This is a genomic window from Cyanobium sp. Aljojuca 7A6 (assembly GCF_024346455.1).
In the GTDB taxonomy this organism is placed as follows: Bacteria; Cyanobacteriota; Cyanobacteriia; order PCC-6307; family Cyanobiaceae; genus Cyanobium.
The window spans coordinates 22,600-45,467 of the sequence record NZ_JAGQCY010000012.1; the positions used below are offsets into that span (position 1 = coordinate 22,600).

Here is a 22,868-nt window from a genome sequence, read left to right on the forward strand (position 1 = left end):
CTCATTCGTGGAACTCCTTCCACAGCAGCCAGTAGGTGAGGTAGCCGAGCAGGGGCAGCAGGATCATCGGGGCCAGGGCGAACAGGGCCACCACCGGCGGCAGGTGCAGCACCAGCCAGAGCAGCACCAGGCCGTAGGCGAGGAAGGCCACGGTGATGCCCACCGACCGTCGGCGCAGGCGTTCCCTGAGGCGCAGGCGCCAGGCCTTGAAGCGCCGCCGGCGGCGTTGCTCGGGCGGCACGAAGCGCCACCAGTCGCCTTTGGGCCTGTCGCTCACTGGAAGCGCAGACGCTGGAGATTGCGGCGCTGATCTTCAAACAGGCCGGTGAGCAGGCTGATCACGCGCCGCTCGCGCAGCTTGATGTCGGCGGTGAGGGCCATGCCGGCCTGGAGCGGCACGCTGCCCGCGTCGGGCAGGGGGATGGTCTGGCGGCCGAGCTTGAGGATGACCGGAAAGTGGAGACCCTCCGCCTGGGTGCCGAGCACCTTGGTCTGCTCCTCGGGGGTGAGGGCATCGGAGCCGATGCGCTCCACCTTGGCCGGCAGATAGCCGAAGGTGCTGGCGGGGAAGGTCTCGATCGAGAGCTCGGCGCTCTGGCCCACCTGCACGAAGCCGATGGCCTTGTTGGGCAGGTACACCTTGGCCCGCAGGGAATCCTGGGGAACCACCTTCAGCAGGGGCGTGGTGGCGGCGGCGCCGACCACGCTGCCGGCGCTGGCGTCGACGTCGAAGACGAGCCCATCGGCGGGGGCGGTGAGCAGGCCGTACTGGATCTGGAGGCGGGCCTGGCGGATCTGGGCGTCGAGATCACTGATCTGGCGCAGGTTGGCTTCGATCGTGGTGCGCAGCTCCACATCGGTGCCGGAACCGGTGTTGACCAGCTGGGAGCGCAGGCGGGCGATCTCGCTCTCCTCTTCGGCCAAGTTGGTGCGCAGGTCCTGCATCCTGTTGCGGGCCTCGAGCAGCTGCACCTCGCTGACGGCGCCATCACGCACCAGGGACTGGTAACGGCGTTCGATGTCGGCGTAGATGCGCAGGGAATCGCGGTAGCCGGCCAGGCGGGTGGTGCTCTTGGCCAGTTCCTCGCGGGCGGCCTGCAGGCGGCTGCTGAGCTCGCGGGCGCGGTCGCTCAGCTGGCGCTGCTGGTTGGCGGTGAGGCCGGCGGTGGCGGCCTCTTCGCCCAGGGTCACCTTGGCGACGCGGTTCTCGTTGAGCAGCCGCTCGCGGATGCTCTCGGCGGCGGCCAGCTTGCTGCGGGGTTCGCGCAGGTCGAAGCGGATCAGGGGCTGGCCCTTGGTCACCGCTTGGCCTTCCTTCACCAGCACCTCCTCCACCACACCAGGGACAGGGGAGGCGACGTCCTTGACGGTGCTGGTGGGCTCGAGCTTGCCCGGCACGGCCACGGTTTCGGAAATCGGCGCGGTGACACTCCAGAGGCCGAGGGCGGCCACCCCGCCCACCCCCGCCCAGACCAGCAGGCTGGAGCTGCGGCGGCTCTTGCGCAGCACCACCGTTTCCCGGAATGACCACTCCTGGACGTTCTCGGAGCCGGTGGTGGCCAGGCCACTGCCGAAGGGGTGGCTGACGGTCGAGGGATCGCTGGGGTCGCCGGGGGGTGGGGTCTCCACCGTGGGGGCTCCGGCGGGCAGGGAGCCCTGGCCCACCAGATCGACGCGCACCGGAATCACCGGGTGGCGGCGGCGGGCGCGGGGGGAGCGCAGCCAGTCGACGCAGCCGTCGAGCAGGGAGACCAGGCGGGAGGCGGGATCGGAGGAACGTGGTGGGGCGGCCATCAGCTGAGACCCTCCTGGTTCTGGCTGCGGAAGAGGGCGTAGTACCAGCCGCGTTGTTGCATCAGCTGGCGGTGGTTGCCCTGCTCCATCACGGCGCCTTTGTCCATCAGCACGATCAGATCGGCGGGCTGGACGGTGGAGAGGCGGTGGGTGATGAAGAAGACCGTGCGGCCGCGGAAGGCCTCGAACAGGTTGATGCACACCTGGCGCTCGGTGCTGGCGTCGAGGGCGCTGGTGGCCTCGTCGAGGATCAGCATCCGGGGGTTCTGGAGCACGGCCCGGGCCAGGGCGAGGCGCTGGCGCTGGCCGCCGGAGAGGCCGGCACCCCGTTCGCCGACGCTGGAGTTGTAGCCCTGGGGCATCTGCATGATGAAGTCGTGGGCGCAGGCGATGCGGGCGGCGCGGATCATCTCGGCGGCGGTGGCATCGGGCTTCACCATCAGCAGGTTTTCGCGGATGGTGCCGTCGAAGAGGAGCGAATCCTGGGGCACCACGCCGATCTGGCGGCGCAGGGAATAGAGCTCCACCTTGCCGATGTCGAGGCCATCGATCAGCACGCTGCCCCGCAGGGGGGCGTAGAAGCGGGAGAGCAGCTTGAGCAGGGTGGATTTGCCGCTGCCGGAGCCCCCCACCAGTCCCACGAAAGAGCCGGCGGGGACCTCCAGATCCACGCCATCCAGCACCAGGGGGCCCTGGTCGCGGAAGCGGAAGCCCACATCCACGAACTGCACCCGGCCCTGCAGGGCGGGCAGGGGAATGTTGCTGGCCTGTTCGGCGGTCTGCTCGGTGTCGCGGTCGACAACGTCGGCCACCATGCGAAGGGCCTGGGTGTTGAACTGGAAGTCCTGCCAGGTGCCCACCAGCTGCACCAGGGGCTGGCGGATGTAACTGGCGAGGATGTTGAAGGCGAACAGGGCGCCAATGTTGAGTTGGCCCTGGATGATCAGCCAGATCGCCACGGCGATCACCACCAGCTGACCGAGGTTGCTGAGGAAGTTGGACAGGTTGGCGATCGCTTCGCGGGTCACCTTGAGCTTGAAGTCTTCGCCGATGTAGGCGGAATAGCGGTTCTGAAATTCCCAGCGGGTCTTGAGTTCGGCGTTCTGGGATTTGATCGTCTGGATGCCGGTGATCGCTTCGTTGAGGAAACTGGAGGCCCGCACGGCCTGGGCCATGGTGCGGTTGATCTGGCTGCGCACCAGGGGATTGCTGACCAGGCCCACGGCGGCGATCAGGGGCAGGGTGGCCAGGGTCACCAGGGTCAGCAGGGGGCTGATGGCGAAGAGGATCGCCAGGTAGATCAGGCTGAAGGCGAAGTCCACCAGGGTGGGCAGGGTCTGGCCGAGCAGGAAATCGCGCAGGCGATCGAGCTGGGAGAAGTAGAAGGTGATCTGGCCCACGGGGCGGGCATCGAAGAAGCCCTGGGGCAGCCGCACCATCTGGTCGAGGATCGTGGCCTTGGCGTCCTGGTCGACGCGGTTGGCCAGATCGGTGAACAGGAAGCTGCGCAGCGTTTTGAAAATGCTCTCCAGCAAGGTGGCGAGCAGCATCACGCTGGCGATGCTGACCAGGGCGCCGATGTTGCGGCTGGCCACCACGCTCTGGATCAGCACCATCAGGCCGAGGGGGAAGACAATCCGCAGGGCGTTGATCAGCACCGAGGCCGCCAGCACCTCGATCAGCTCGCGGCGGTGCTGGCGCAGAAAGGGGAAGTACCAGCTCCAGCTGAAGCGCTGCTGCTTGGCATCCGGTTTGCGATCGAAGAGCAGCAGCTCCACCAGGCCGCCGTCGTGGGTGATCAGCTCCTCGGCCGGCACCAGCAGGGCGCCGAGCTCGGCCTCCAGCAGGCGGGCACGGCCATCGGGCTCCACACCATCGAGCAGGCCGAAGTGGCCGTTCTGGTACAGCAGGGCCGGGGCGGGCACGCGAGCCAGGCGGCTGGCGGGCACGCGGGAGAGCACCACCCGCAGGCCGAGGGTGTCCATGATCTGACCGATGTTGACCAGGTTGAGCTGGTCCTGGCGCTGCAGGATGGCGTCCACTTGATCGGCGAGGGCGTCGCGGTTCAGGGGCAGACCGAAGTAGTCGGCCAGGGCCTGGCAGAGGGCGATCGGTACGGCGCGGTTGCCGCTGGCGCGGCCCAGGGCGAGCTGGCCGCTGCGGTCGCCGGCGCGGCGCGGCGGCGGTTCGAGGGCGGGGGCATAGGTGCCGCCGGACTCCTCGGCCAGCACGGTGGGAGCGAGGGGTTCGGGGCCGAGGCTGATCGGTGCTTCCGCCTCCCGGGGGATCGCCAGGCCCACCAGCCGCAGCCAGGGGGCCTCGGGGCCAGGGGGCACCAGCGGCCGATCCGACCAGGGCTCGGCCAGGGGGAGGCCGCTGCTGGCGTACCAGCGGAAGCCGGGGGGCAGGCCCAGCTCGCCCGGGGCGCCGGGGCGCAGGCTGCGCAGGCGCACCTGCTCGGCGGGCAGGGGCCAGTCGTCGAGGAGGGCTTCGCCGTAGGCCTCCCGCTGGGCCAGGGCCAGCAGCAGGGTGTGGAGCTCGGCGGCGCTGGGCTGGTTGGCGAACCAGGCGGCGAAATCGGGATGGCCGGCCAGCAGATCGCGGAAGGCGGCCGCCGGGAGCTGGAGGGCCTCCACTTCGGTGGTGGCGCGCAGGTGTTCGCAGGGGTCGCGGCGCAGCAGGCCGGCCCAGCCGGCCAGGGATCCGGGGCCGAGGCGCTCGATCGTGCGCAGGCCCCGGCCGCTGGGGCTGGGGCCGAGGCTGCGCAGCTGGCCGCTGCAGAGCAGCAGCAGGCCATCGGGCAGCACATCCGGGCGCAGGACCGTCTGGCCGAGGCGGAAGCGCAGGGGCTCCAGCAGGGAATCGATCGCGTCGCGGCGGGCGGGGGGGAGGCGGTCGAAGGGGGCGAAGTCGTTGAGCAGGCCGCTGATGGCTCCGGGGGAGGAGGTCATGGGCTGTCGTCCTCCTGCAGCAGGGCGAGCATCGCGTCGAGGGGCGGCAGCGGCTGGCCTTCGAGGAGGAGCCGCGCCCGCTGCTCGAGCCATTCCTCGAAGAGTTCGCCCATCATGCGCTCCCTGGTGGGTTCGTTCAACTCGGCGGGCAGGAACTGTTCGAGCCTGAGCACCACCCAGCTCTCGCCGGCCTGGAAGGGTTCGAACAGCTGGCCGGGGCGGCCGCGGCGCAGGCGGCTGACCAGGCTCTCGTGGCCGGCGGCCAGCGGCAGGGGGCCGATCTGGCCGCGGCAGTGGCGCTCGGGGCCTTCGGAATGGAGTGGCGCCAGGCCGTCGAAATCGGCTTCCCCCTCGGCGATCTGGTGGTGCAGTTCGGCGGCGAGGTCCTCGCTGTCGACGCGCAGCAGCGAATAGACCACCTGGTCGAGCTCGGGCTTGCGCTGCAGGAAGCGCACTTCCACCTCGTCCTCCCAGCGGCAGCGCACCAGGCGCTGCAGGCGCTGCTTCTGGGTGGCGAGGATGCGCAGGTCGTCGAAGACCAGGCCGCGCTCCTGGAGCCAGCCGGGCACGTGCTCGTCGTCGTGGATGCCGCGGCGCTCCAGGAAGGCGGCCATCAGGGTCTTTTCCTCCTCGATGGGCAGGGGGATGGCGTGGACGAGCTGGTCGAGCACCCAGGCGCGGGCCAGGGGCCTGGCCTGGCCCTGCTGGCGGATGAGGCGGTTGAGCTCGGAGAGGGCCATCCAGGGGCGGCCGGGGGGCAGTTCCACCACCGCCGGCTCGGGCAGGCCGGAGAGGGGTTCGGGCAGGGTGTCGCGGGCGGTGCTCATGGGGAGGGCGGCCGGTGGGGCAGCTGCAGGCGGGTCAGCGCGTCGGCCATCAGGGCCAGGCCGCGCTCCCGGCTCCAGGTGGCGCGGGCGTAGTGGAAGGCGGCGGCGGCCATGGTGCGCCAGGTGTCGTCGTCGTCGGTGAGCTGGAGCACGGCCTGGCACCAGTCGTCGGGGTTGCGGGCGATCAGCACCTCCTGGCCGTGGCGCAGGCCGGTGGCTTCGGCGGCCAGGGGGCTGAGCACCTGGGGCAGGCCGTGGGCGGCGGCGGCCACCACCTTGCCCTTGAGACCCGCACCGGAACGCAATGGCGCCACGAAGACGCGATGGCGGGCATACACCGTGGCCGGATCGGCCACCCAGCCCTCCACGACCACGCCGGCTTCGGCAGCCCAGCGGGCGGCAAGTTCAGCTTCGAGGCCGCTGCCATAGAGGTGCAGCCGCAGTTCGGGCCGCCTCTGCTGCAGCGCGGGCCACACCTGCAGCAGGAAGGCCTCGACGGCGTCGCGGTTGGGGGGATGGCCGTAGCTGCCCAGGAAGGCGAGGCCCGTGCGGCCCTCGAGGGGGGCGGGAGCCTCCGGGCCGTGCACCACCCAGGGGCAGGCGGCGGTGGCGGCCTCGCCGAGGGTTTCGGCCTCGATCACCGCCCGCTCCACCTCGGAATAGCTGAAGGTGAGATCCACCTGGCGCATCACCGCCAGCTCCTGGCGCTTCACCTCCTCCACCGCTTCGAGGGCGCGGCGGCCCGCCTCGCCCTCCAGAGCCTCGGCGCGGGCGGCCCGCAGCTGGCGTAGGTGGTGCAGATCGGCATTGCAGAAGAGCAGGCGGGCCTGGGGGGCGTGGCGCTGGATCAGGGGCCGGGCCGGGGCGGCCACCGTGTGGCGGGTGAGATAGATGAGGTCGAACTCGCCGCCCCGTTCGCTCAGGAACTGCTCCAGGGACAACACGAAGGGGGCGTGGAGGCACTCGATGCCGCGGCGCTGCAGCGCGTCGCTGTAGTTGGCCAGCCAGGCCAGGTTGAGGGGGAGGAGTGACACCTTCCAGCCCAGGGCCTGGAGCAGTTCGATCTCCACCAGGGCGGCGTGGCTGCCGGCATCGCGATCGGGCCGGGGGGTTTCCTGGTCGAGGAACAGGGCGCGGCCGAGGATGCCCCGGTCCTTGATGGTTTCGGCGCCGGCGTGGCTGGGCTCAAGGCTGCCCTCAAAGGCCGCGGCCCATTTCTGCTGGAAGACGGGGCCGTTGACCGCCTGGAAACGCTTGAGGCCGGTGGCGGCACCCGTGTCGGTGCCGCAGCTCAGGCCCTCGTGGTGGATCACCCGGGCCAGGGGGGCATAGCGCACGGTGTGGCCGGCCTGGCGCACCTTGAAGGCCAGGTCGGTGTCTTCGTAGTAGGCGGGGGAGAATTCGGGGCTGAAGCCGCCGAGCTGGTTCCAGAGCTCGCGGCGGATGGCGAGGGCGGCGGCGCTGACGTAATCCACCTGGCGGCCATAGGCCATGCGGGGGTCGTGGGGGTTGCCGCCGCGGCCGTAATTCCAAGGCTCGCCGTTGCCCCAGACGATGCCGCCGGCCTCCTGCAGGCGGCCGTCGGGATAGAGCAGCTGGGCCCCCACCAGGCCGATGTCGCCCCAACGGTCGAAGGGATCGAGCAACTCCTCCAGCCAGGCGGCGCAGGGTTCGGTGTCGTTGTTGAGCAGCACCAGAAAGGGGGCGCGGGCGGCGGCGGCGCCGCTGCAGCAGGCCTGGTTGAAGCCGCGGGAAAAGTCGTGGCGGATGACCTTCACCCCGGGGGCCTCGGCGGCCAGGGCGTCCGCCGTGCCGTCGCTGGAGCCGTCGTCGACCACCAGCACCTCGAAGGGAACACGGGTGGGGGCGTAGGCGATCGCCGCCAGGCAGCGGCGGGTGACGCCGTACTGGTTATGCACCGGGATCACGATCGACACCAGGGGATCGGCCGCGATCGGCAGCTGCAGGGGCTGGCGCGGCACGGCGCCGCCGTCGGGGCCGGTTTCCTGGTTTGAGGCGCCGCGGGGCAGGGGGTGCTCGAGCAGGCGCTGCAGCAGGGGCAGGTCGGCGGGCAGGGGCGTGCCGTGGGCATCGGCCCAGCAGAGCCAGGTGCGCAGGCTGCGGTAGCGCTCGCGGGCCAGGGGCGAAAGCTCGTCGGGGAAGGGGGGACGGGCGTGCTGCTGCAGGGCCGCCCAGGGGGTGAGGTGGAAGGGCAGCAGCTCGAAGCGCTGATCCAGCACCTGGCCGGCACCGGTTTCCAGCTGCAGGTGGTGGATGGTGCCGTCGGCGAGGGCGGTGGGCAGCAGCAGCTGGAAGGGCCAGGGCCCCTGGGGCAGGGGCTCGGGGGGGGCGATCGGCAGGGTGGTGCTGCCGTCGAGGCGCAGCAGCAGGGGCTCGGGGCCGCGGCCCCAGCCGTGCAGCAGGGGGGTCTGCAGCTGGGTGAAGGCGCCTTCGCGGATGGGACCGTGCTGGCGCTGCTGGTCGATCTGGCTGTAGGTGTCGGCATCAAGGCGCATCGGACTGCCGGGCAGTTCGGTGCCGCTGGCCTCGACCAGCACCCGCAGCACCAGCCCCTGGGAATAGGCGGGCAGGGGGTGGGAGGGGCCCCACCAGAAGCGGAAGCCGCAGGGTTGCTCGATGCCCAGTTGCAGCAGATCAGGCCGGGCCTGGGCCGCCATCAGCTCGGCGATCAGCCGGCGCTGGCCTGGATCGAGCAGGTCGTCGAGCACCAGCTGCAGGCGCAGGGGCGCGGCCTGGGGCTGCAGGGGCCAGGGGCAGGCCCAGCCGGCCAGGCCGCTCTGGGGGCTCCAACCCTCCAGCTGGCCCACCAGGCCGGGGCGACGCCATTCGGCGAGGGAGGCGGTGGTGGGTTCCAGGGTGCCGGGCGGCTCGGCGAGCATCGCAGCCATGCTGGAATCGTTGGCGGAACCCTATTGCCCCTGTCCCGCTTTGTCTCGTTCCGCCATGGACCCGGCAGGCGGTGAACCGATGCTGCGGGTGCCGTTGCGGTTGCTGCGGGAGCTGGCGCTGCCCTACCCGGCGTATCACCAGCTGATCGCCGCGCTGCGGGCCGAGGCGGGCGTCGCTGCCGACGATCCCCTGCTGGCGGAACTGACCGAAGCCAGTGCCACGGCCCTGCGGCAGGCCCTGGAGCAGCGCCAGCTGGAGGCGGCCCTGGCCGCCCACGACGACCTGCTGGACCACCTGATCGAGCTGGCGGCGGTGCGGCCGCAGGTGGCGGCGGTGCTGTGGCAGCGCTACGGCGATCTGCTCGGCCAGCTGACGGGTCAGGTGCACGAGCGGTTGGTCCCCCGCGACGGGGCGCCGGTGGATTTCAGCCTTGCCGAGCGGGCCGGCGACGGGGCGCTCTGCCTGCGCATGGCGGCGATCCTGGAGCCGACGGCGGCCCAGCCCTGGGCGGTGCCCGATTGGTTGCCGGTGCTGGAGCAGCAGCTGGTGCAGCATGGCGCCCTGGCCTGGCAGCAGAGGGTCCCGGTGGAGGCGGCCGCCGCCGGGCCCTGCCTGGATCTGTTCCTGCGCCTGGGCCAGCTGCTGGATCCCGTGCCTGCGTGGGTGGAGCTCGCCTGCCGCGCCGCGATGGGCCAGGTGATCGAAGCGGTGCCCCCCGCCGGCGCCCTGGAGGAGTCGGAGCTGGCCCTGCTGGTGGCGCGGGTGGGGCGGCTGCCGGTGGCGGCGGAGCAGCGCGCGGCCTTCGATGCCGCCCTGCTGCGGGCCCGCTTCAGCCTGGAGCTGCTGCAGCAGGGCCGCGGCACGGTGGGCCGACCTGCCGCCGAGGGCCTGGAGGTGCTCGAGGCCGAGTGGCTGGAGGAGGACGACGAGGCGCCGGCGCCCTCCCTGCCGGCGGTGGAGTGGCGCCCCGGCGCTCTGGTGGTGGAGCTGGATGCGCTGGAGCTGCAGCTGCTGCGCCACGCCGAAGGCCCCCCCGAGAGCCTGGAGGAGGCCCTGGCCGAGCTGCGCCGCCGCCACCACGACAGCGACTTCTGGGGCGCGGCCGCTGGGGAGCCCGACCCGCTGGAGCTGCTGCGCCGCTTCGAGCTGGAGGCCGGCTTCTACGCCACCACCCAGGCGCCGCTGGAGAGCCTGCGGCAGTGGGCCCGGCCGGCGCTGCAGGCCTTGCTGCAGGCCCAGGTGTGGAGCGGCGACGGGGCCACCCTGGAGCTGTGGGAACCGTGGGGGCAGGCGGGCCAGCGGCGCCAGCCGCCGCGCGGCTCCGAGCTGCTGGAGCGGCTGGGTGGTGGTGAGGTGCTGCTGGTGGGCGAGACCCCCGAAGCGTCCGAGGTGCTGCTGGCGGCCCATCGGGCCGGCCGGCTGTTTGCGGGGGGGGCGTTTGGCCTGCGCTGCCTGGCGGTGCCCGAGAGCCGGCATCCGCAGCGGCCCGCGGCTGGCTTCGAATACAGCCTGGAGGCCCTGGTGGCGGCGGTGGAGGCGCTGTACCAGGAGAGGCCGTTCACGGTGCTGCTGGCCGGGGGCGGGGCCTACCGGCTGCCCCTGGCCCAGACCATCGGCAGCCGCTACGGCGTGCTGGCGGTGGCGGGGGCCACGTCGCTGGCGGCGTGGCTGGGGGGCGAGGCGGTGCCGGAGCTGGGCCGATGAGCGACCCGAGCGGCAGGCAGACCGACTGGCGGGCGGTGATCGCGGCCCACCCGCTGGAGAGCCACGAGGCGGCTGAGTGGTTGCGGTACGGGGTGGCCCTGAGCCAGCTGATCGAGCCCTCGGCCGAGGAGCGGCAACAGCAGCAGCAGGTGGGGCTGGCCTTTGCCCACGCCGAGGCGCTGGGGGCGTCGAAGGAGGCGGTTGCGCTGAGCCAGCGGCAGGCGACGCTGCTGAGCCTGGCCCAGGCCCTGGAGCTGGCCGGCGCGGGAACCGCGGCGGCGGCGCTGGGGCGCCTGGTGGACTGGCCGTGAATGGCGGCGTACCTGGCTTACTCTGGTAAGGCTCCGCGCCGGAGGCCGCCCATGGATGCCCTGCTCACGTTGTCTTCCAAGGGGCAACTGGTGATCCCGGCCAGGTTGCGTCAGCTGCTGGGGCTGCGGACGGGGGATCGGCTGGCCCTGAGCCTGGAACCGGATGGGCTGCGCCTCACGCCACTGGGCACCAGCGCAGGAACATCGGCCCATGCGCTCATCGGCTGCCTTGGCTACCGCGGACCAGCCGTGCCGCTGCAGCAGATGGATCCGGCCTTGTATGCCGCCCGATGAGCCTGCCTGTCGCCCTCGACACGAATGTTCTGGTGAGGCTGCTCACCAATGACGATGCGGAGCAGGCCCGGCGTGCGGCAGACCTGATTGATGCGAGTGTCGGCTGTTTTGTGCCGATCACGGTGGTGCTGGAGCTGGAGTGGGTGCTTCGAGGCGCCTATCGGCTGCCACGGGAGGCCGTGATCCAGGCGGTCGAAGGCTTGATGGCCATCCGCCAGGTGCATGTGGAGCAGGAGGAGCTGGTGCGACGCGCTCTGGGCTGGCATCGGCAAGGCATGGACTTTGCCGATGCCATGCACCTGGAGCGCAGCGAGGGCTGTGGAGCCATGGTCAGTTTCGATCGTTCCTTTGCCAGCCTGGTGGTGGATCTGGAGATCTCGCCCAGGGTGACGGAGCCTCCAGAGGCGCTGACGTAAGGCTTCCTCACAGCGACGCGGGCATCTTGGTATTGGAGAAGCGCACCAGCTGTTGGTGCCGGGCGTGAATGGCGGCGGGCGCGGCGTTGTGTACAGCCTGTACAGGTCTGTCGTCGGCCCCCGCGAACCCGGCGTGTTCCCCTCGGGATCCTCCGGACGGTCTGGCGTCCACGGCGCTTACGATGACGTCATCTGATGACGGGCATGTCGTGCGCACCATCGTGGATTTGCCCGAGGGCGAGCGCGATCAGCTGGATGCCCTCTGCTCCCAGCGGGGCATTTCCCGGGCCCAGGCGCTCCGGGAGGCCCTGACCCTCTGGCTGGAGCGGGAGCGGCCACGCCACGGGGAGGTGTTCGGGCTCTGGAGCGAGCGTGACCTCGATGGGGTGGCCCTGCAGCGGCGGATGCGGCAGGAGTGGGACGAGCGCTGATGGGGTTGCTGCTCGACTCCAACATCCTCATTGATGTGTTGCTGGGCAAGGATGTTGCCTTGCGGTGGATCCAGGCCCAGCCCCGCTGTTCCATCAGCGTGATCACCTGGATCGAGGTGCTGGTGGGTTGCGGCCCTGGCGAAAGCGAGGCGGTGGAGGTGTGGTTGCGAGGGTTCCACTGCCTGCCGCTCGATGGCGCCGTGGCCCGGGAAGCGGTCGACTGCCGTCGCGCCCTGGGGCTGAAGGTGCCGGACGCCATCATCCTGGCCACCGCCCGTTGCCATCAGCTGCGGCTGGCCACGCGCAACACCCGGGATTTTCCGGAGGAGCTGGTGGGTGTGGTTGTCCCCTACACCCTCTGAGGCATCCCGTGGCCAGCAAGCGCAGCCTCAATGCCCGCAACCTGGAGGCCCTGGGGGCGGCGGCGTTGGCGGAGCTGCTGATCGAGGTGTCCAGTGGCCAGGCGGTGATCCAGCGGCGGCTGCGCCTGGCGCTGGCGGCGGCGGAGGGGGCCAGTGGCGCGGCGCAGGAGGTGCGCAAGCGGCTGGCGGCGATCGATCGGGCCCGCACGTTTGTGAGCTCGGCCCGGCGCCCGGCGCTGCTCAGGGATCTGGAGGCCCAGCGGCAGGCGATCACCGGCCCGATCGCCGCCGAAGACCCGCGGGGGGCCTGCGAGCTGCTGCTGCGCTTTCTGGAGATCTCCGCCGGGGTGCTGGCGCGCTGCTCCGACAGCACCGGCGCGGTGAGCGGCGTGTTTGAACGGGCCGCTGAACAGCTAGGACCGCTGGCGCTGGACGCCCAGCTGGCGCCCGAGACCCTGGCCGAGCACGCCGCCGAGCTGCTGCTGGACAACGACCACGGCCCGTTCGATGGGCTGGTGCCGGCCCTGGCGGAGGCGCTCGGCGACGCTGGCCTGCAGCGGCTGGAGCGCTGCTGCCGTGAGGGCGGCGCCCGCGGCGGCAGCCGGCTGCTGATCCAGATCGCCGTGGCACGGGGGGATGTGGAGGGCTACCTGGGCCAGTTCAGCGCCGCGGATCTGCGCCGGCGCCCGATCGCCGCCGCGGTGGCCCAGGTGCTGCTGGCCAACGGTCGGGCGGTGCAGGCCCTGGAGATCCTGGATGGCGCCAGCGCAGACAACCCAGGCCGGCTCGATGGCGCCTGGCTGGACAGCCGCCTGGCCGTTCTCGAGGCCCTGGAGCGCCCCGCCGAAGCCCAGGAGCTGCGCTGGCAGTGGTTCAGCCGCTCCCTCTCGATCCCGCATCTGCGCGACTACCTGCGGCGCCTGGAGGCCTTCGAGGATGGCGAGGCGGAGGAGCGCGCCTTTGGGGTGGCCGAGCAGCATCCCAGCCGCCTGCTGGCGCTGGAGTTCCTGGTGGGCTGGGGGGCGCTGGCCCGGGCCGCCCGGCTGGTGCTGGCCCACACCACGGAGTGGGACGGGGAGGCTGTTGCGATCCACAGCGCCGCCGCCGAGCGACTCAGTGCCGACCACCCCTTGGCGGCCACGCTGCTGCTGCGGGCGATGGTGTGGGGGGCGCTGGAGCTGGGCCGCAGCCAGCGCTACCGCTACGCCGCCGAGCACCTGCGCAGCTGCGATCTGCTGGCCGACCGCCTCGACGACTGGCAGGGCCACCCCGACCATGCCGCCTTCGTGGCGCGGCTGCGGGAGCGCTTCGGGGGGCGCTGGGGCTTCTGGAGGTTGGTGGAGGCGTGAGGAGTCGGATGGGCTAGGGGACGTGGAGCAGCTCAGCGGCGAGGCCCTGTTGCTGCAGAAGGGTCACGGCCTGCCGATCAAAGGACAGGAACGTGTCGCCACCGAGCCACTGACCCTGGTGGGCGATGACCGCATCGGCGAAATCACCGCCGGCCTCCAGTTGCCACAGACCCACCTCCACGGCAGCGCGATCGAGGCTGACGTTGCCGGCGGCCATCAGGGCCCGGATCGCGGCGGCGATCTCAGCCACCTGGAAGGCGTAAACGCGGCGCAGCACCCAGACGAACTCGCAGAGGGCCGGCAGGGCCACGGCGATCTGCTCGGCGCTGCGCAGTGCCGCGATCGCCGCTTTCGACTGGGAGGGGTCGTCGCCCACCACGGCGCGTACCAGCACGTTGGTGTCGGCGGTGATCCTCATGGCTCCCCGGCCCAGCCGGCCGCGGCGGCCGCCTGGATCTCCTCGAGGCTGGCCACCTTCGGGCTGCGGCCCGCGAGGTGGCCGATGAAGGCCTCGATGCTGCCGGGGGGCTGGGCGGCGCGCACCTCGATCCGTCCGCCCGGAAGCGTCGTCACCTCGATCTGCTGGCCCGGCTGCACCCCGAGATGGCGCAGCAGCTCGCGGCGGAGAGTGACCTGGCCCTTGGCGGTGACGGTGAGATGGGCCATGGGTACACACCACCAGCCATTCAATTGTAAGGCATTCTGCCCTTACTGCCGATGGCCGATGGCACCAAGCGCTCTAGGCAGGTCGCCTGTCGGCTGCAGGTGGGTGCCGGGGCTGCGGTTGGTGGGGCTGCGTTCGGTGGGGTGGGGTCGGCGGATGGATGCGGCGATCTGTACAGGCTGTACAGGTCTGGGCCCGGCCGGGCGGACAGGACCCTATGGCCTTGAAGCCCCGGAGATGGATCAGCGTCAGCCCGCAGCTTTGCCGCATGCTCGTAAGGACGCCTTACGACAAGGAGGCTTCCGGCCTAGGGTGAAGTCCAGTGATTGGTTTGCCAGCGATGCCATCGATGGAAGTCGCCACACTCACCGCCAAGGGGCAGGTCACGGTGCCGAAGGCGGTGCGTGAGGCCCTGGGATTGCGGCAAGGCGATCAGCTCAGTTGGGAGTTGGAGGACGGCTCGGTGCGTGTGCGGGCCGTGGCGCCGTTGGATCTTGTCTATCTGCAGGGGCTGGAGAGCAGCCTGGGCGAGTGGAGCAGCTCGGAGGATGAGGAGGCGTTCCGCGATCTATGAGCACCTTCGACAGGTACGCGGTGGTACGGGTGCCGTTCCCTTTCACGGATCGGCAGGTCCAGAAGCTGCGGCCCGCGGTGGTGCTCTCCCAGAGCGACTTCCAGCGTGGTTGCGGCCATCTGCTGCTGGCGATGATCACCTCAGCGCGGCAATCCTCGTGGCCCCTCGATTGGCCCCTGGCAGATCTGCAGGCTGCAGGTCTGCCCCAGCCCTGCCTGGTGCGCTTCAAGTTGTTCACCCTTGATGAGCGGCTGGTGTCGGGGGGCTTGGGTTCTTTGGCCCCCGCCGATCGCGCCGGTGTGGAGGCCCAACTGGGCAAGCTGTTGCCCACCGCGACCTGAGCGCTGCCAAGGCCTCATGGTGGTGGTGGTCCTGCGGAAGGATCCGGCGTTCTGTACAGGCTGTACAGATCCGGGATCTGGCCGGGCGGACAGGAGCGGATCGCGCCCGCAGGCTTCAGCACCGTGCCCTGATTGATGTGCTGGAGGGCCGCGAGCCGTGGGTCCATGGCGTCAAGCAGGCGCTGGCCGAGCTGGTGGCCACCGACCTTCGCGGGCAACACAGCTTGCGCGCGCCGGATGCGCTGCAGGCCGCCTGTTGCTTGCCGCTCGGCAGGTGCCGGGGCTGCGGTTGCTGGTGGTGTCCTGAGTCGATCCGCTGTGCACCCCTTCACAATGGCGTGATGAACCGTTCCGCTGACTGGCTGCACCAGGCGTCCGCCGATCTGGACCAGGCCCTGGTCAGTGCCGGGGCGGGTCATCACGAATGGGCCTGCTGCACCTCAGCCTCGGACAGCAGGTGTGGGGTCATGGGCTGGCCCGATCAGGTGATGCGCCAGGTCAAAACCTGGGCGGTGCAGCAGGGTGAGCAGGCTCCCTCGCGCTCACCCCCGAGGAGCACGCCGCCCTGATGGCGGCTGGATCACGCTTCGCGATGGCGCTGGGACGCGAGGCCCGCTGGGTGTGGTTCCGCCGGCCGGGCGAGGCCAACGGCGACTGAGGCCCAGCGGGGGTGATGACCACTACTGGGCCTGGACCTCAATTTCCTGTTTCGAAACGACGCCATCACCGTTCTCATCGGTCATGCTGAAGGCCCGGCTATACATGCCGAAGCGTCGGATCCTGGGCGCCCGGCCGAGGCCCTGGTCTGCGTTGAGATTGACGAAGGCCTTGAATTCAGCGAAATCGAGTTGCTTGTCCTGATTGGCGTCGGCCTTGAGGAAATTGGCCTGGGCCTGGGCGCGCTCGGATGTGGCGGTTGCCGGCAGTGCCAGCGCCATCCACAGGGCCGTTGCCGAGGCAAGACGGGTGGCGAAAGAGCGTTTGGTGTTCATGGTGGTAACTCCGATGGGATTGACTGAGGTTGACTGTTGGGTGGCGGCAGCCGCTGATGACGACAGACCGATTAACGATGGCTTTGGATGCGAACGCAAACGATTAGGCGGACTGGTGTCCAGCACCCGGGGGCCCGAACAGGATGGAAAGCCGTTGTTTCCAGCCGGACTTCGCTGCCCTGAATTCAGCGAACATGGCCAGCCACTCGCCAAACACGATCTTGAAAGGATTGAGCGTTCTGGCTTGGCCGGCCAGTCCGTAGCGGAGCGTTTCCTTGGCCGGATGCTCCGTGAAGGTGCCGAAGAGCCGGTCGAAGACAATCAGTGTGCCACCAAAATTCTTGTCGAGGCATGTTTCGTTGCAGGCATGGTGGAGCCGGTGATGGGACGGGCTGTTCAAGATCCATTCCAGGAACCCAAGGCGTGGCAGCCACTCGGAATGGATGAAGAACTGGTAGCCGAGGTTGAGGCTGAGAGCGATCAGAATGGCGATCGGGTGGAACCCAATCAGAGCCAGCGGGACGTAAAAGAGATAGTGACCGGATAATCCCGCCGTCCATCCGAGCCGAATGCCAGCGGTCAGATTGATCCGGGTGGGGGAGTGGTGCACCGCGTGGGACGCCCACAACCAGCGCACCTGGTGGGAGGCACGGTGATGCCAATAGTAGACAAACTCCACGATCACAAAGAACGCGATCCAGGCCAGTGGCGATGCCAGATCAATGTCGAAAAGTCGATGGTTGTAGGCCAGGAAAAGGGGCACCGAGACGATCGCGGCCTCCATCGTCCGGATGATCTGGTGGCCGAAGGCGATCACGAAGGACGCCGCGGTTTCATCGATGTCATGGGTGTCGACACGGGCGAGGCGGCTGGCGGTGTATTCCAGTGCCATGAGCCCGACGACGATGGCGAGTAACAGGGGCCCCAATGCAGTGCGGGCGGCCGCAATCGGACTGGGATCAACCATGGGATTCAGCACGTGGTGCGAGGTGGCCAACCAAGAAGGTAAGGGGCCAACTTGACGGGGGTTTTTCCGTGTGGAGGCGTTTTGCGGAGATTTGTGGCCAGACCTTGTCAGTTTGTGCATGAGCCACACCAACGCCTGCCGAACGGCTACAGAGGGTGCACCTCGCCGAGCCTGGGAATGGGCGCAGAGCCAGCCAAGATCCTTGTGGTCGATGATGATGACGATATCCGAGGGCTCCTCATCGGCGCCCTGAGCGAGGAGGGGTTTGCTGCCAGGGGCGTTCCCGATGCGGGACGCATGGACGCCGCCATCGCGCTCGAGCGACCCGACCTCGTCATCCTCGATCTGATGCTCCCCGGTGAGGACGGCCTGTCGATCTGCCGGCGGCTGCGCGCGGCCTCGTCGATTCCCGTGATCATGCTCACGGCCCGAAGTGCCGAAGTCGATCGCATCGTGGGACTCGAACTCGGTGCCGATGACTATGTGACGAAGCCGTTCTCCAAACGGGAACTGGTGGCCCGGATTCGATCCGTGTTGCGCCGTGGCGGACCGCCGGCAGGACGCAACCCGCCCCAGGAGGTGCTCCGGTTCCATCAATACACGGTGGATGTGAATGCGCGACGTCTTTCCGATGCATCAGGACGGGACATTGCCCTGACCAGCGCTGAATTTGATTTGCTTGTCTGCTTCGTGCAGGCACCCCAGCGCGTGCTTTCGAGGGATCTGCTGCTGGAGAAGGTCCATCAGCGCCGAGGGGATCCCTTTGACCGCTCCATCGATACCTTGGTGTCGCGGCTGCGGAAGAAGATCGAAGCGGCCAGCGACAACGAACGGCTCATCGCCACGATCCGAAGTCATGGCTATCTGTTCACGCCAACGGTGCAGGTTGTGACGGGATGAAAACGTCCCTTGTCGTTCGCCTCGGCCTGACCCTGGTGGTCACGCTGCTCACGATCTCCGTGATGGCCGCGGCCTATGTGTTGCGTCGGTCGCCCATCAACGGGCAGGCAACGCTCCCCTCGCCGGCCAAGGTGGCGGCGATGGCTGATCTGCTCGACGGGCTCTCCGACGAGGCGCGGGCGAAGATCCTGCCGGCGCTGTCGACTCCAACCCTCGAAGTCACGCTCGAACCCCATCCGGGGCCCGCGCTCAGTCCGGCGGCGCCGGACGAGCGGCCACGGAACGAGCTTGCCGCTGCCTACCGGGCGGCGATGCCGAACCGTTCCATCGGGCTGGATGTCTGGCGAACCGGGCGGCCGATGGACGGCCTGCCATCGCTGCTGCGCAGCGCCGATGAACGACGCGTTCTGAGCACCAGCTTGGACCGCAACACGCTGCTCGTTCTGCGATCCCGGGAGCTGTTTCCTGTGACCAATCTCGGCTTACCCCTCGGCTTCGGCGCCGGGCTGCTGGGGACGATCTTCGCCACGCTCATGCTGGTGTTCCTGTTGCGTCAGATCCGTCCGCTGGAAGAGCTGGCGCGTGCCGTCGACAGCATTGATCTGAACGCTGACCCCCAACCGATCCGGGACGTGGGGTCAGCGGCGCCGGAGATCCGCGCCCTCGTGGGAGCCTTCAACCGGCAACAGGAGCGGCTGTCGCGGCTGTTGCAGGCGCGCCTTGCCCTTGTCGGCGGTCTCCAGCACGATGTCAGGACATTGGCCACCAAGGTACGGCTGCGTTTGGAGAACGCACCCACCTCCCAGGGGCTGGACCATGCCATCGCGGACCTCGACGACATGGTGCGCCTGCTGGATGATGCCCTGCTCGCCACCCAAGGGACCGAGACAGCGACGGAGGATGGGCTCGAACTGGTCGACATCCACGCCTTGCTGAGCCTGGAACTGGAGGCGCGACTGGACCAGGGCGTCAGCCTCGACGGGGTTGGGGATGGGCCGACGCCTCGGCTCTACGTGCTGGGGAACCGCCTCGCCCTGCGGCGGGTTTTTGCCAACCTGATCGACAACGCCCTGAAGCATGGTCACCAGGCGCGGATCGGGGTGGCCAGGATGCCGCCTGATCGGGTCGTGGTGACCATTGATGACCGCGGGCCCGGCATTCCAGCGGCGATGCGTGAGTGGGTGCGCGAGCCGTTCGTTCGGCTTGAGCGTTCGCGGGCGCGAACGACCGGTGGCTCCGGGCTTGGTCTCGCCATTGTCAGCAACCTGGTGGCCCGTCACCATGGCCTCTTCACGATTGCGGACGCACCTGGGGGCGGTGCCAGGGTCACCGTGGAACTGCCGCAGTTCCGGGCTGATCGGGCTTGAGGGCCACGGTGGCCGGGCGGCAGGGTGAGCCGCTTCTCGTTGTCGAGTGCTCTGATCGGCGCCTCGAACGTTGGATGCGAATGTTCCGTCGCCGAGATTGATGATGACGTGGTCTCCAAAGTCTTCGACATGGCCGTAGCGGCGCCAAGTCCGGACTGCTTGACTAGTACGCCAGTACCAGGGGAGGCGCATCCGTGGTTCCCCTTGGTGATGGGTTCTGTGGGCGGATCCGGCGTTGTGTACAGGCTGTACAGGTCTGGGATGTGGCCGGGCGGACAGGGTCGGATCGCGCTCAGCTCTCCGCTTCGAGCCGAGCATGGTGTTGGCGGCCAGGTGCTGCGGGGGAGTCACCGCCCACAGGCCGGCAACCCAGGCATCAGGCGGCACAGGGATGGATGCAGCGGCGACCCCGGCGGCAGCCAGAGCGGGCTGGAGCCGCGAAGGACGGACAGGCCGATCAGCAGGGCCCAGAGCCAGGTGAAGCGGGAACCACCGGGGAGAATCATTGGCTGATGGTGGTGGCGCACGTGGCGACTCCTGCTTAGGCTTCCACCATCAATCATGAGTAGTATTGGTGCAAGCTGGAATCCGTCCGCAGCTTATGCCCAACGAAGGGATCTTGGCGCTGCACGATTTGCGGCGCAGCTACAGCAGCTTTGAGGAGTTTCAGCCTGATCTTCCGTCGCTTCTGCAACAGGGGAGCCTGCTGCCCGATTGCATCGAGGTAACCCGGGCTTTGGGGATGCTGGAGCCGCTCACTGGCGAGCACATCCCACCGGAGTTGATTGAGGTCCAGGGCACCAACTACCGCGAATCACTGATCGCCAATGGGCTGTTGAGTCGTAACCGGGCGCTTCTGCTCGTACTAGAGCAGGCCTACGGAACCCTAGACAAACTGGCTAAGCAGGACATTTACTTGGTGGAGGCTCTCTCTGGCTTCGCTTTGTGGTTGCAGCATCACTTGGGAGAAGAGAGATTAATTTGCAGCGAGTATCTTGAGCAGGCAGAGCAGACATTCACTGACATTCTCCACCAAGATCTATGCGCCCTCACCTTCAGTGATGCCAGCTTCGACTTGGTGATCTGCAATGAGCTTTTCGAGCACGTGGCTGATTTGGAGCTAGCCTTTAGGGAAATTGCTCGGGTGCTGCGGCCCGGGGGGCGGCTGCTGGCTACCTGCCCGATGGCATTCGGGCAATGGGAGTCGATCGAGAAGGCTCAGTCTGATCCTCACGGAGGCCAACCGCTGCTGTTTTCTGAAGCTGAGTTGCATGGGGATCCGATTCGGCCTGAGCTGGGCTCGCTTGTGTTCCGGATCCCTGGGTGGGAGGTGCTTGAGAAGTTGAATGCTGCAGCCTTCGGAGTGGTTACGATCGAGCACGTTGCTAGCTGGAAGCACGGGGTTTTGGGCTCTGATCTTCCAGGGGTGTTGGTGATTAATGCAGTGGCAGTATAGAACTCTGAGCGCCTTCAATCCGCTCGCTTGCCAATCCATTTATGCTTTTCCATTCAATTCACCTGTAAGCGTCAACAACAATCTGAGCTAATGAAAGTCCTAGAACAGGAAACACTGATGGATCTCCGGATCGATATATTGAGGGAGCCAATGATTCTTGATCACTGGCGGAAGCTTTACAGGAATTACTCAGACACTAGAGACGCAAGAGCAACAGATCTTGCGAATATCGTATCAAGACTTTCCAGGGCAGAGATTGACCTCAAGCCATTGGGAGCCAATCCGTATCTCATCGACATTCTCACTTCAGGTGATTCCAAGCACATCCAAAATGAAGATATTTCTGGCGCTGCTGATGATCAATCTGACCTTGAACCTGAACTTGAAGAGGCTCATAGACTTTGCGATTCTGGCGACTTTATTAAGGCGAAGCGAATCTTGGTAAAGCTGGTCAAGTCGAAACAGATGCACATCAGCTCTTGGGCACAATACTTTCTTGGAAAGTGCCTGTACGATCAATATCAACTGGTCGCTGCGTTGAGCACTTGTCAGAATCTTCTATCTGCTGAAGCGGCTCCATTTGATGTGGTTGCTCGCGCTCAGGAGCTTATGAGGTCAATTCAGGATGGCCTTAACTATCAAGTAGAAACATGTTCAAGTCATATAAAGCCTTCATTTTATCATAAGCAGCTGCTCAAAATGAGACCTCTTACTACGATCTTGCTCGAAACTAGCTATGAATGCTATCTCCACTATCAACGCGTTGGATTCAGACTTGGCATCAATCCAACGCCGTGGTTCGAAACTAGAACGTATCTTAAGAATAACCAAGACATATCTCATGCAGGATGTTGCCCCTTCTTCCACTATCTTGCAGCTGGTCAAAAAGAGGGGCGTATCGCCGCTGATCATGGTTCAAGATTTTCTTCTCAAGTGCGCAATCAGGCATCTTTGACGAAGGATCTGTATGAAGAGGCTCGAGGATGGCTAAAGACTCTAGAGTGTGATAAGCAATTATCGGACGACGAGCTAGCGAAACTTCTTGAAACTCCTTATGTCTTATCTATTTCACACGATAGCTACTATTCGTCGCCAGGAGGTATTCAGCTTTGCATCCAAAGAGAACAATTATGCTTCGAAAAAAAGGGAATCCAGTACGTCCATATTTACCCAAGGCAGCCATCGCCGATGCCTCTGCATGAAAGAAATCCATACTCAGAGATAGTTGTCAGCCGAAACGGTGTTAAGCAGGGAATTTCAACAATGCATAGCTTTTGGCATGCAATCAGTTGCTATCCATCAGAAGCATTTGTGATTCACAGCTTGCTCGGCATTTCTCCAGAAGACATTGTATTGCTGATATCTCAATGCCCAGCAAATGTCCGACTCCTCTATTGGATGCATGATTACTCTGCTCTATGTAGCTCTTATCAGCTATTGAGAAATAAGGTCTCATTCTGTGGGGCACCATCTCTTGATTCAAAACAGTGCACATACTGCTTTTTTGGTAATAGTAGAATTGGTAATGTGCGTGGTCTCAGCATGCTCCTAGGTCTTCCCCAGGCTGAGGTTATTTTCCCGTCCCATGCAGCGCTGACAGTATGGAGGAATGGCGCGGATGCTTCATCTTTGATGTTTCCAACAAAGTATAGTGTTATTAACCATATCTGCTTGAATAGATCAGAAAGTATAAGCCGAGACTATGAAAAGCGACTTCCTCGGATTGGATATCTTGGGCATCCGACCTACGCGAAGGGCTGGGATACCTTTGAGAGCCTTATTAGAGATCCGGAACTTTTTAACCGATTTGACTGGTTCCATCTTGGTGCGACTACTGCAAGTCTTTCGGCTGACATTGAGTTTGTTGATGTGAATATATCGGACTCTTTAGATGCCATGATTCGTGGGGTGAGGGATGCAGAAATAGACTTTGCTTTGATTTGGCCTCAATGGCCTGAAACCTTCTGCTTGACTGCCTATGAAGCGGTCATTGGAGGTGCTAACATTATTACGAATGTAGACTCGGGCAATGTTGCCGCTTTTGCGGCGTCAATTCCCTATGGCCATGTTTTGAAAAATGATTACTCAACCCTAAAGTCATTTCTTTTGGACCTGACTTCTGAAATGCTGTTAGCACTTAGCTTCCCATATCAGGTAGAGTATGAATATAGTCAAATGACGGCAGAGATGTTCCAATGAATATGAAAAAGTGCTGCTACACCTCTGTAAATCTCGCGTATTTGTCGCGAGCACGTGTC

General features: G+C 66.6%; 23 protein-coding genes. 13 read left to right on the top strand and 10 right to left on the bottom strand.

Going from position 1 to position 22,868, the window contains the following annotated elements:
- Position 1: 1 nt before the first annotated feature.
- From KBY95_RS11225 to KBY95_RS11245, 5 genes are read right to left on the bottom strand one after another with little or no spacing between them, the layout of a single operon-like run.
- Positions 2–277, bottom strand: a complete 276-nt coding sequence (locus tag KBY95_RS11225) for a hypothetical protein (protein WP_254965087.1) — start codon at positions 275–277, stop codon at positions 2–4.
- Positions 274–1,794, bottom strand: a complete 1,521-nt coding sequence (locus KBY95_RS11230) for an HlyD family efflux transporter periplasmic adaptor subunit (RefSeq protein WP_254965088.1) — start codon at positions 1,792–1,794, stop codon at positions 274–276. The genes KBY95_RS11225 and KBY95_RS11230 overlap by 4 nt, the downstream gene beginning before the upstream one ends.
- Positions 1,794–4,745: a peptidase domain-containing ABC transporter gene (locus KBY95_RS11235; protein ID WP_254965089.1), complete on the bottom strand. Its 2,952-nt coding sequence runs from the start codon at positions 4,743–4,745 to the stop codon at positions 1,794–1,796. Before KBY95_RS11235 ends, KBY95_RS11230 begins: the two co-directional genes overlap by 1 nt.
- The gene (locus tag KBY95_RS11240) at positions 4,742–5,572 is read right to left on the bottom strand and encodes a peptidylprolyl isomerase (RefSeq protein WP_254965090.1); all 831 of its coding nucleotides are present in this window, start codon (positions 5,570–5,572) and stop codon (positions 4,742–4,744) included. The genes KBY95_RS11235 and KBY95_RS11240 overlap by 4 nt, the downstream gene beginning before the upstream one ends.
- Positions 5,569–8,481 carry a glycosyltransferase gene (locus KBY95_RS11245; protein ID WP_254965091.1) on the bottom strand — a complete coding sequence of 971 codons (2,913 nt, stop codon included), beginning with the start codon at positions 8,479–8,481 and terminating at the stop codon, positions 5,569–5,571. The genes KBY95_RS11240 and KBY95_RS11245 overlap by 4 nt, the downstream gene beginning before the upstream one ends.
- A gap of 55 nt (positions 8,482–8,536) precedes the next feature.
- On the opposite strand from KBY95_RS11245, the gene KBY95_RS11250 reads away from it, so the two are divergent.
- The 7 genes from KBY95_RS11250 (at position 8,537) to KBY95_RS11280 (ending at position 13,349) form a co-directional block, all read left to right on the top strand.
- Positions 8,537–10,186, top strand: coding sequence for a hypothetical protein (locus KBY95_RS11250; RefSeq protein ID WP_254965092.1), 1,650 nt, complete (start codon positions 8,537–8,539; stop codon positions 10,184–10,186).
- Positions 10,183–10,497: a hypothetical protein gene (locus KBY95_RS11255; protein ID WP_254965093.1), complete on the top strand. Its 315-nt coding sequence runs from the start codon at positions 10,183–10,185 to the stop codon at positions 10,495–10,497. Before KBY95_RS11250 ends, KBY95_RS11255 begins: the two co-directional genes overlap by 4 nt.
- A 51-nt stretch (positions 10,498–10,548) precedes the next feature.
- On the top strand, positions 10,549–10,791 hold the full coding sequence (locus KBY95_RS11260) for an AbrB/MazE/SpoVT family DNA-binding domain-containing protein (RefSeq protein ID WP_254965094.1): 243 nt from the start codon (positions 10,549–10,551) through the stop codon (positions 10,789–10,791).
- Positions 10,788–11,207, top strand: a complete 420-nt coding sequence (locus KBY95_RS11265) for a type II toxin-antitoxin system VapC family toxin (RefSeq protein ID WP_254965095.1) — start codon at positions 10,788–10,790, stop codon at positions 11,205–11,207. The genes KBY95_RS11260 and KBY95_RS11265 overlap by 4 nt, the downstream gene beginning before the upstream one ends.
- A 182-nt stretch (positions 11,208–11,389) precedes the next feature.
- On the top strand, positions 11,390–11,638 hold the full coding sequence (locus KBY95_RS11270) for a CopG family transcriptional regulator (protein WP_254965096.1): 249 nt from the start codon (positions 11,390–11,392) through the stop codon (positions 11,636–11,638).
- Positions 11,623–12,000 (top strand): type II toxin-antitoxin system VapC family toxin, encoded by a 378-nt coding sequence (locus KBY95_RS11275; protein ID WP_254965097.1) that lies wholly within the window; start codon positions 11,623–11,625, stop codon positions 11,998–12,000. Before KBY95_RS11270 ends, KBY95_RS11275 begins: the two co-directional genes overlap by 16 nt.
- An 8-nt stretch (positions 12,001–12,008) precedes the next feature.
- Positions 12,009–13,349, top strand: a complete 1,341-nt coding sequence (locus tag KBY95_RS11280) for a DUF6880 family protein (protein WP_254965098.1) — start codon at positions 12,009–12,011, stop codon at positions 13,347–13,349.
- 13 nt (positions 13,350–13,362) lie between these two features.
- On the opposite strand, the gene KBY95_RS11285 is transcribed toward KBY95_RS11280, so the two are convergent.
- Together KBY95_RS11285 and KBY95_RS11290 are read right to left on the bottom strand one after the other, a co-directional pair.
- The gene (locus tag KBY95_RS11285; RefSeq protein WP_254965099.1) at positions 13,363–13,767 is read right to left on the bottom strand and encodes a type II toxin-antitoxin system VapC family toxin; all 405 of its coding nucleotides are present in this window, start codon (positions 13,765–13,767) and stop codon (positions 13,363–13,365) included.
- A complete protein-coding gene (locus KBY95_RS11290; protein ID WP_254965100.1) occupies positions 13,764–14,015 on the bottom strand; it encodes an AbrB/MazE/SpoVT family DNA-binding domain-containing protein in 252 nt (83 codons plus the stop codon). Before KBY95_RS11290 ends, KBY95_RS11285 begins: the two co-directional genes overlap by 4 nt.
- A gap of 347 nt (positions 14,016–14,362) precedes the next feature.
- On the opposite strand from KBY95_RS11290, the gene KBY95_RS11295 reads away from it, so the two are divergent.
- Together KBY95_RS11295 and KBY95_RS11300 are read left to right on the top strand one after the other, a co-directional pair.
- Positions 14,363–14,587 (top strand): AbrB/MazE/SpoVT family DNA-binding domain-containing protein, encoded by a 225-nt coding sequence (locus KBY95_RS11295; RefSeq protein ID WP_254965101.1) that lies wholly within the window; start codon positions 14,363–14,365, stop codon positions 14,585–14,587.
- A complete protein-coding gene (locus tag KBY95_RS11300) occupies positions 14,584–14,928 on the top strand; it encodes a type II toxin-antitoxin system PemK/MazF family toxin (RefSeq protein ID WP_254965102.1) in 345 nt (114 codons plus the stop codon). The genes KBY95_RS11295 and KBY95_RS11300 overlap by 4 nt, the downstream gene beginning before the upstream one ends.
- A 14-nt stretch (positions 14,929–14,942) precedes the next feature.
- Here KBY95_RS11300 and KBY95_RS11305 read toward each other — a convergent pair whose 3' ends face one another.
- From KBY95_RS11305 to KBY95_RS11315, 3 genes are all read right to left on the bottom strand, one after another.
- Positions 14,943–15,347 carry a hypothetical protein gene (locus tag KBY95_RS11305; protein WP_254965103.1) on the bottom strand — a complete coding sequence of 135 codons (405 nt, stop codon included), beginning with the start codon at positions 15,345–15,347 and terminating at the stop codon, positions 14,943–14,945.
- Between the two features lie 261 nt (positions 15,348–15,608).
- A complete protein-coding gene (locus KBY95_RS11310; protein WP_254965104.1) occupies positions 15,609–16,046 on the bottom strand; it encodes a hypothetical protein in 438 nt (145 codons plus the stop codon).
- Positions 16,024–16,887: a sterol desaturase family protein gene (locus KBY95_RS11315; protein WP_254965105.1), complete on the bottom strand. Its 864-nt coding sequence runs from the start codon at positions 16,885–16,887 to the stop codon at positions 16,024–16,026. Before KBY95_RS11315 ends, KBY95_RS11310 begins: the two co-directional genes overlap by 23 nt.
- 177 nt (positions 16,888–17,064) lie before the next feature.
- On the opposite strand from KBY95_RS11315, the gene KBY95_RS11320 reads away from it, so the two are divergent.
- The 4 genes from KBY95_RS11320 (at position 17,065) to KBY95_RS11335 (ending at position 22,809) form a co-directional block, all read left to right on the top strand.
- Positions 17,065–17,787 carry a response regulator gene (locus KBY95_RS11320; RefSeq protein ID WP_254965106.1) on the top strand — a complete coding sequence of 241 codons (723 nt, stop codon included), beginning with the start codon at positions 17,065–17,067 and terminating at the stop codon, positions 17,785–17,787.
- Positions 17,784–19,154, top strand: a complete 1,371-nt coding sequence (locus tag KBY95_RS11325) for a cell wall metabolism sensor histidine kinase WalK (protein ID WP_254965107.1) — start codon at positions 17,784–17,786, stop codon at positions 19,152–19,154. Before KBY95_RS11320 ends, KBY95_RS11325 begins: the two co-directional genes overlap by 4 nt.
- A gap of 601 nt (positions 19,155–19,755) precedes the next feature.
- Positions 19,756–20,610: a class I SAM-dependent methyltransferase gene (locus KBY95_RS11330; RefSeq protein WP_254965108.1), complete on the top strand. Its 855-nt coding sequence runs from the start codon at positions 19,756–19,758 to the stop codon at positions 20,608–20,610.
- A 117-nt stretch (positions 20,611–20,727) separates the two neighbouring features.
- Positions 20,728–22,809 (top strand): hypothetical protein, encoded by a 2,082-nt coding sequence (locus KBY95_RS11335; protein ID WP_254965109.1) that lies wholly within the window; start codon positions 20,728–20,730, stop codon positions 22,807–22,809.
- Positions 22,810–22,868 lie beyond the last annotated feature (59 nt).

Excerpts from the sequence above, each read along its gene's own strand:
- KBY95_RS11230 (WP_254965088.1), bottom strand. The coding sequence starts at position 1,794 with ATGGCCGCCCCACCACGTTCCTCCGATCCCGCCTCCCGCCTGGTCTCC.
- KBY95_RS11235 (WP_254965089.1), bottom strand. The coding sequence starts at position 4,745 with ATGACCTCCTCCCCCGGAGCCATCAGCGGCCTGCTCAACGACTTCGCC.
- KBY95_RS11240 (WP_254965090.1), bottom strand. The coding sequence starts at position 5,572 with ATGAGCACCGCCCGCGACACCCTGCCCGAACCCCTCTCCGGCCTGCCC.
- KBY95_RS11245 (WP_254965091.1), bottom strand. The coding sequence starts at position 8,481 with ATGGCTGCGATGCTCGCCGAGCCGCCCGGCACCCTGGAACCCACCACC.
- KBY95_RS11250 (WP_254965092.1), top strand. The coding sequence starts at position 8,537 with ATGGACCCGGCAGGCGGTGAACCGATGCTGCGGGTGCCGTTGCGGTTG.
- KBY95_RS11255 (WP_254965093.1), top strand. The coding sequence starts at position 10,183 with ATGAGCGACCCGAGCGGCAGGCAGACCGACTGGCGGGCGGTGATCGCG.
- KBY95_RS11260 (WP_254965094.1), top strand. The coding sequence starts at position 10,549 with ATGGATGCCCTGCTCACGTTGTCTTCCAAGGGGCAACTGGTGATCCCG.
- KBY95_RS11265 (WP_254965095.1), top strand. The coding sequence starts at position 10,788 with ATGAGCCTGCCTGTCGCCCTCGACACGAATGTTCTGGTGAGGCTGCTC.
- KBY95_RS11270 (WP_254965096.1), top strand. The coding sequence starts at position 11,390 with ATGACGTCATCTGATGACGGGCATGTCGTGCGCACCATCGTGGATTTG.
- KBY95_RS11285 (WP_254965099.1), bottom strand. The coding sequence starts at position 13,767 with ATGAGGATCACCGCCGACACCAACGTGCTGGTACGCGCCGTGGTGGGC.
- KBY95_RS11290 (WP_254965100.1), bottom strand. The coding sequence starts at position 14,015 with ATGGCCCATCTCACCGTCACCGCCAAGGGCCAGGTCACTCTCCGCCGC.
- KBY95_RS11295 (WP_254965101.1), top strand. The coding sequence starts at position 14,363 with ATGGAAGTCGCCACACTCACCGCCAAGGGGCAGGTCACGGTGCCGAAG.
- KBY95_RS11300 (WP_254965102.1), top strand. The coding sequence starts at position 14,584 with ATGAGCACCTTCGACAGGTACGCGGTGGTACGGGTGCCGTTCCCTTTC.
- KBY95_RS11305 (WP_254965103.1), bottom strand. The coding sequence starts at position 15,347 with ATGACCCGCCCCGGCACTGACCAGGGCCTGGTCCAGATCGGCGGACGC.
- KBY95_RS11315 (WP_254965105.1), bottom strand. The coding sequence starts at position 16,887 with ATGGTTGATCCCAGTCCGATTGCGGCCGCCCGCACTGCATTGGGGCCC.
- KBY95_RS11320 (WP_254965106.1), top strand. The coding sequence starts at position 17,065 with ATGGGCGCAGAGCCAGCCAAGATCCTTGTGGTCGATGATGATGACGAT.
- KBY95_RS11325 (WP_254965107.1), top strand. The coding sequence starts at position 17,784 with ATGAAAACGTCCCTTGTCGTTCGCCTCGGCCTGACCCTGGTGGTCACG.
- KBY95_RS11330 (WP_254965108.1), top strand. The coding sequence starts at position 19,756 with ATGCCCAACGAAGGGATCTTGGCGCTGCACGATTTGCGGCGCAGCTAC.
- KBY95_RS11335 (WP_254965109.1), top strand. The coding sequence starts at position 20,728 with ATGGATCTCCGGATCGATATATTGAGGGAGCCAATGATTCTTGATCAC.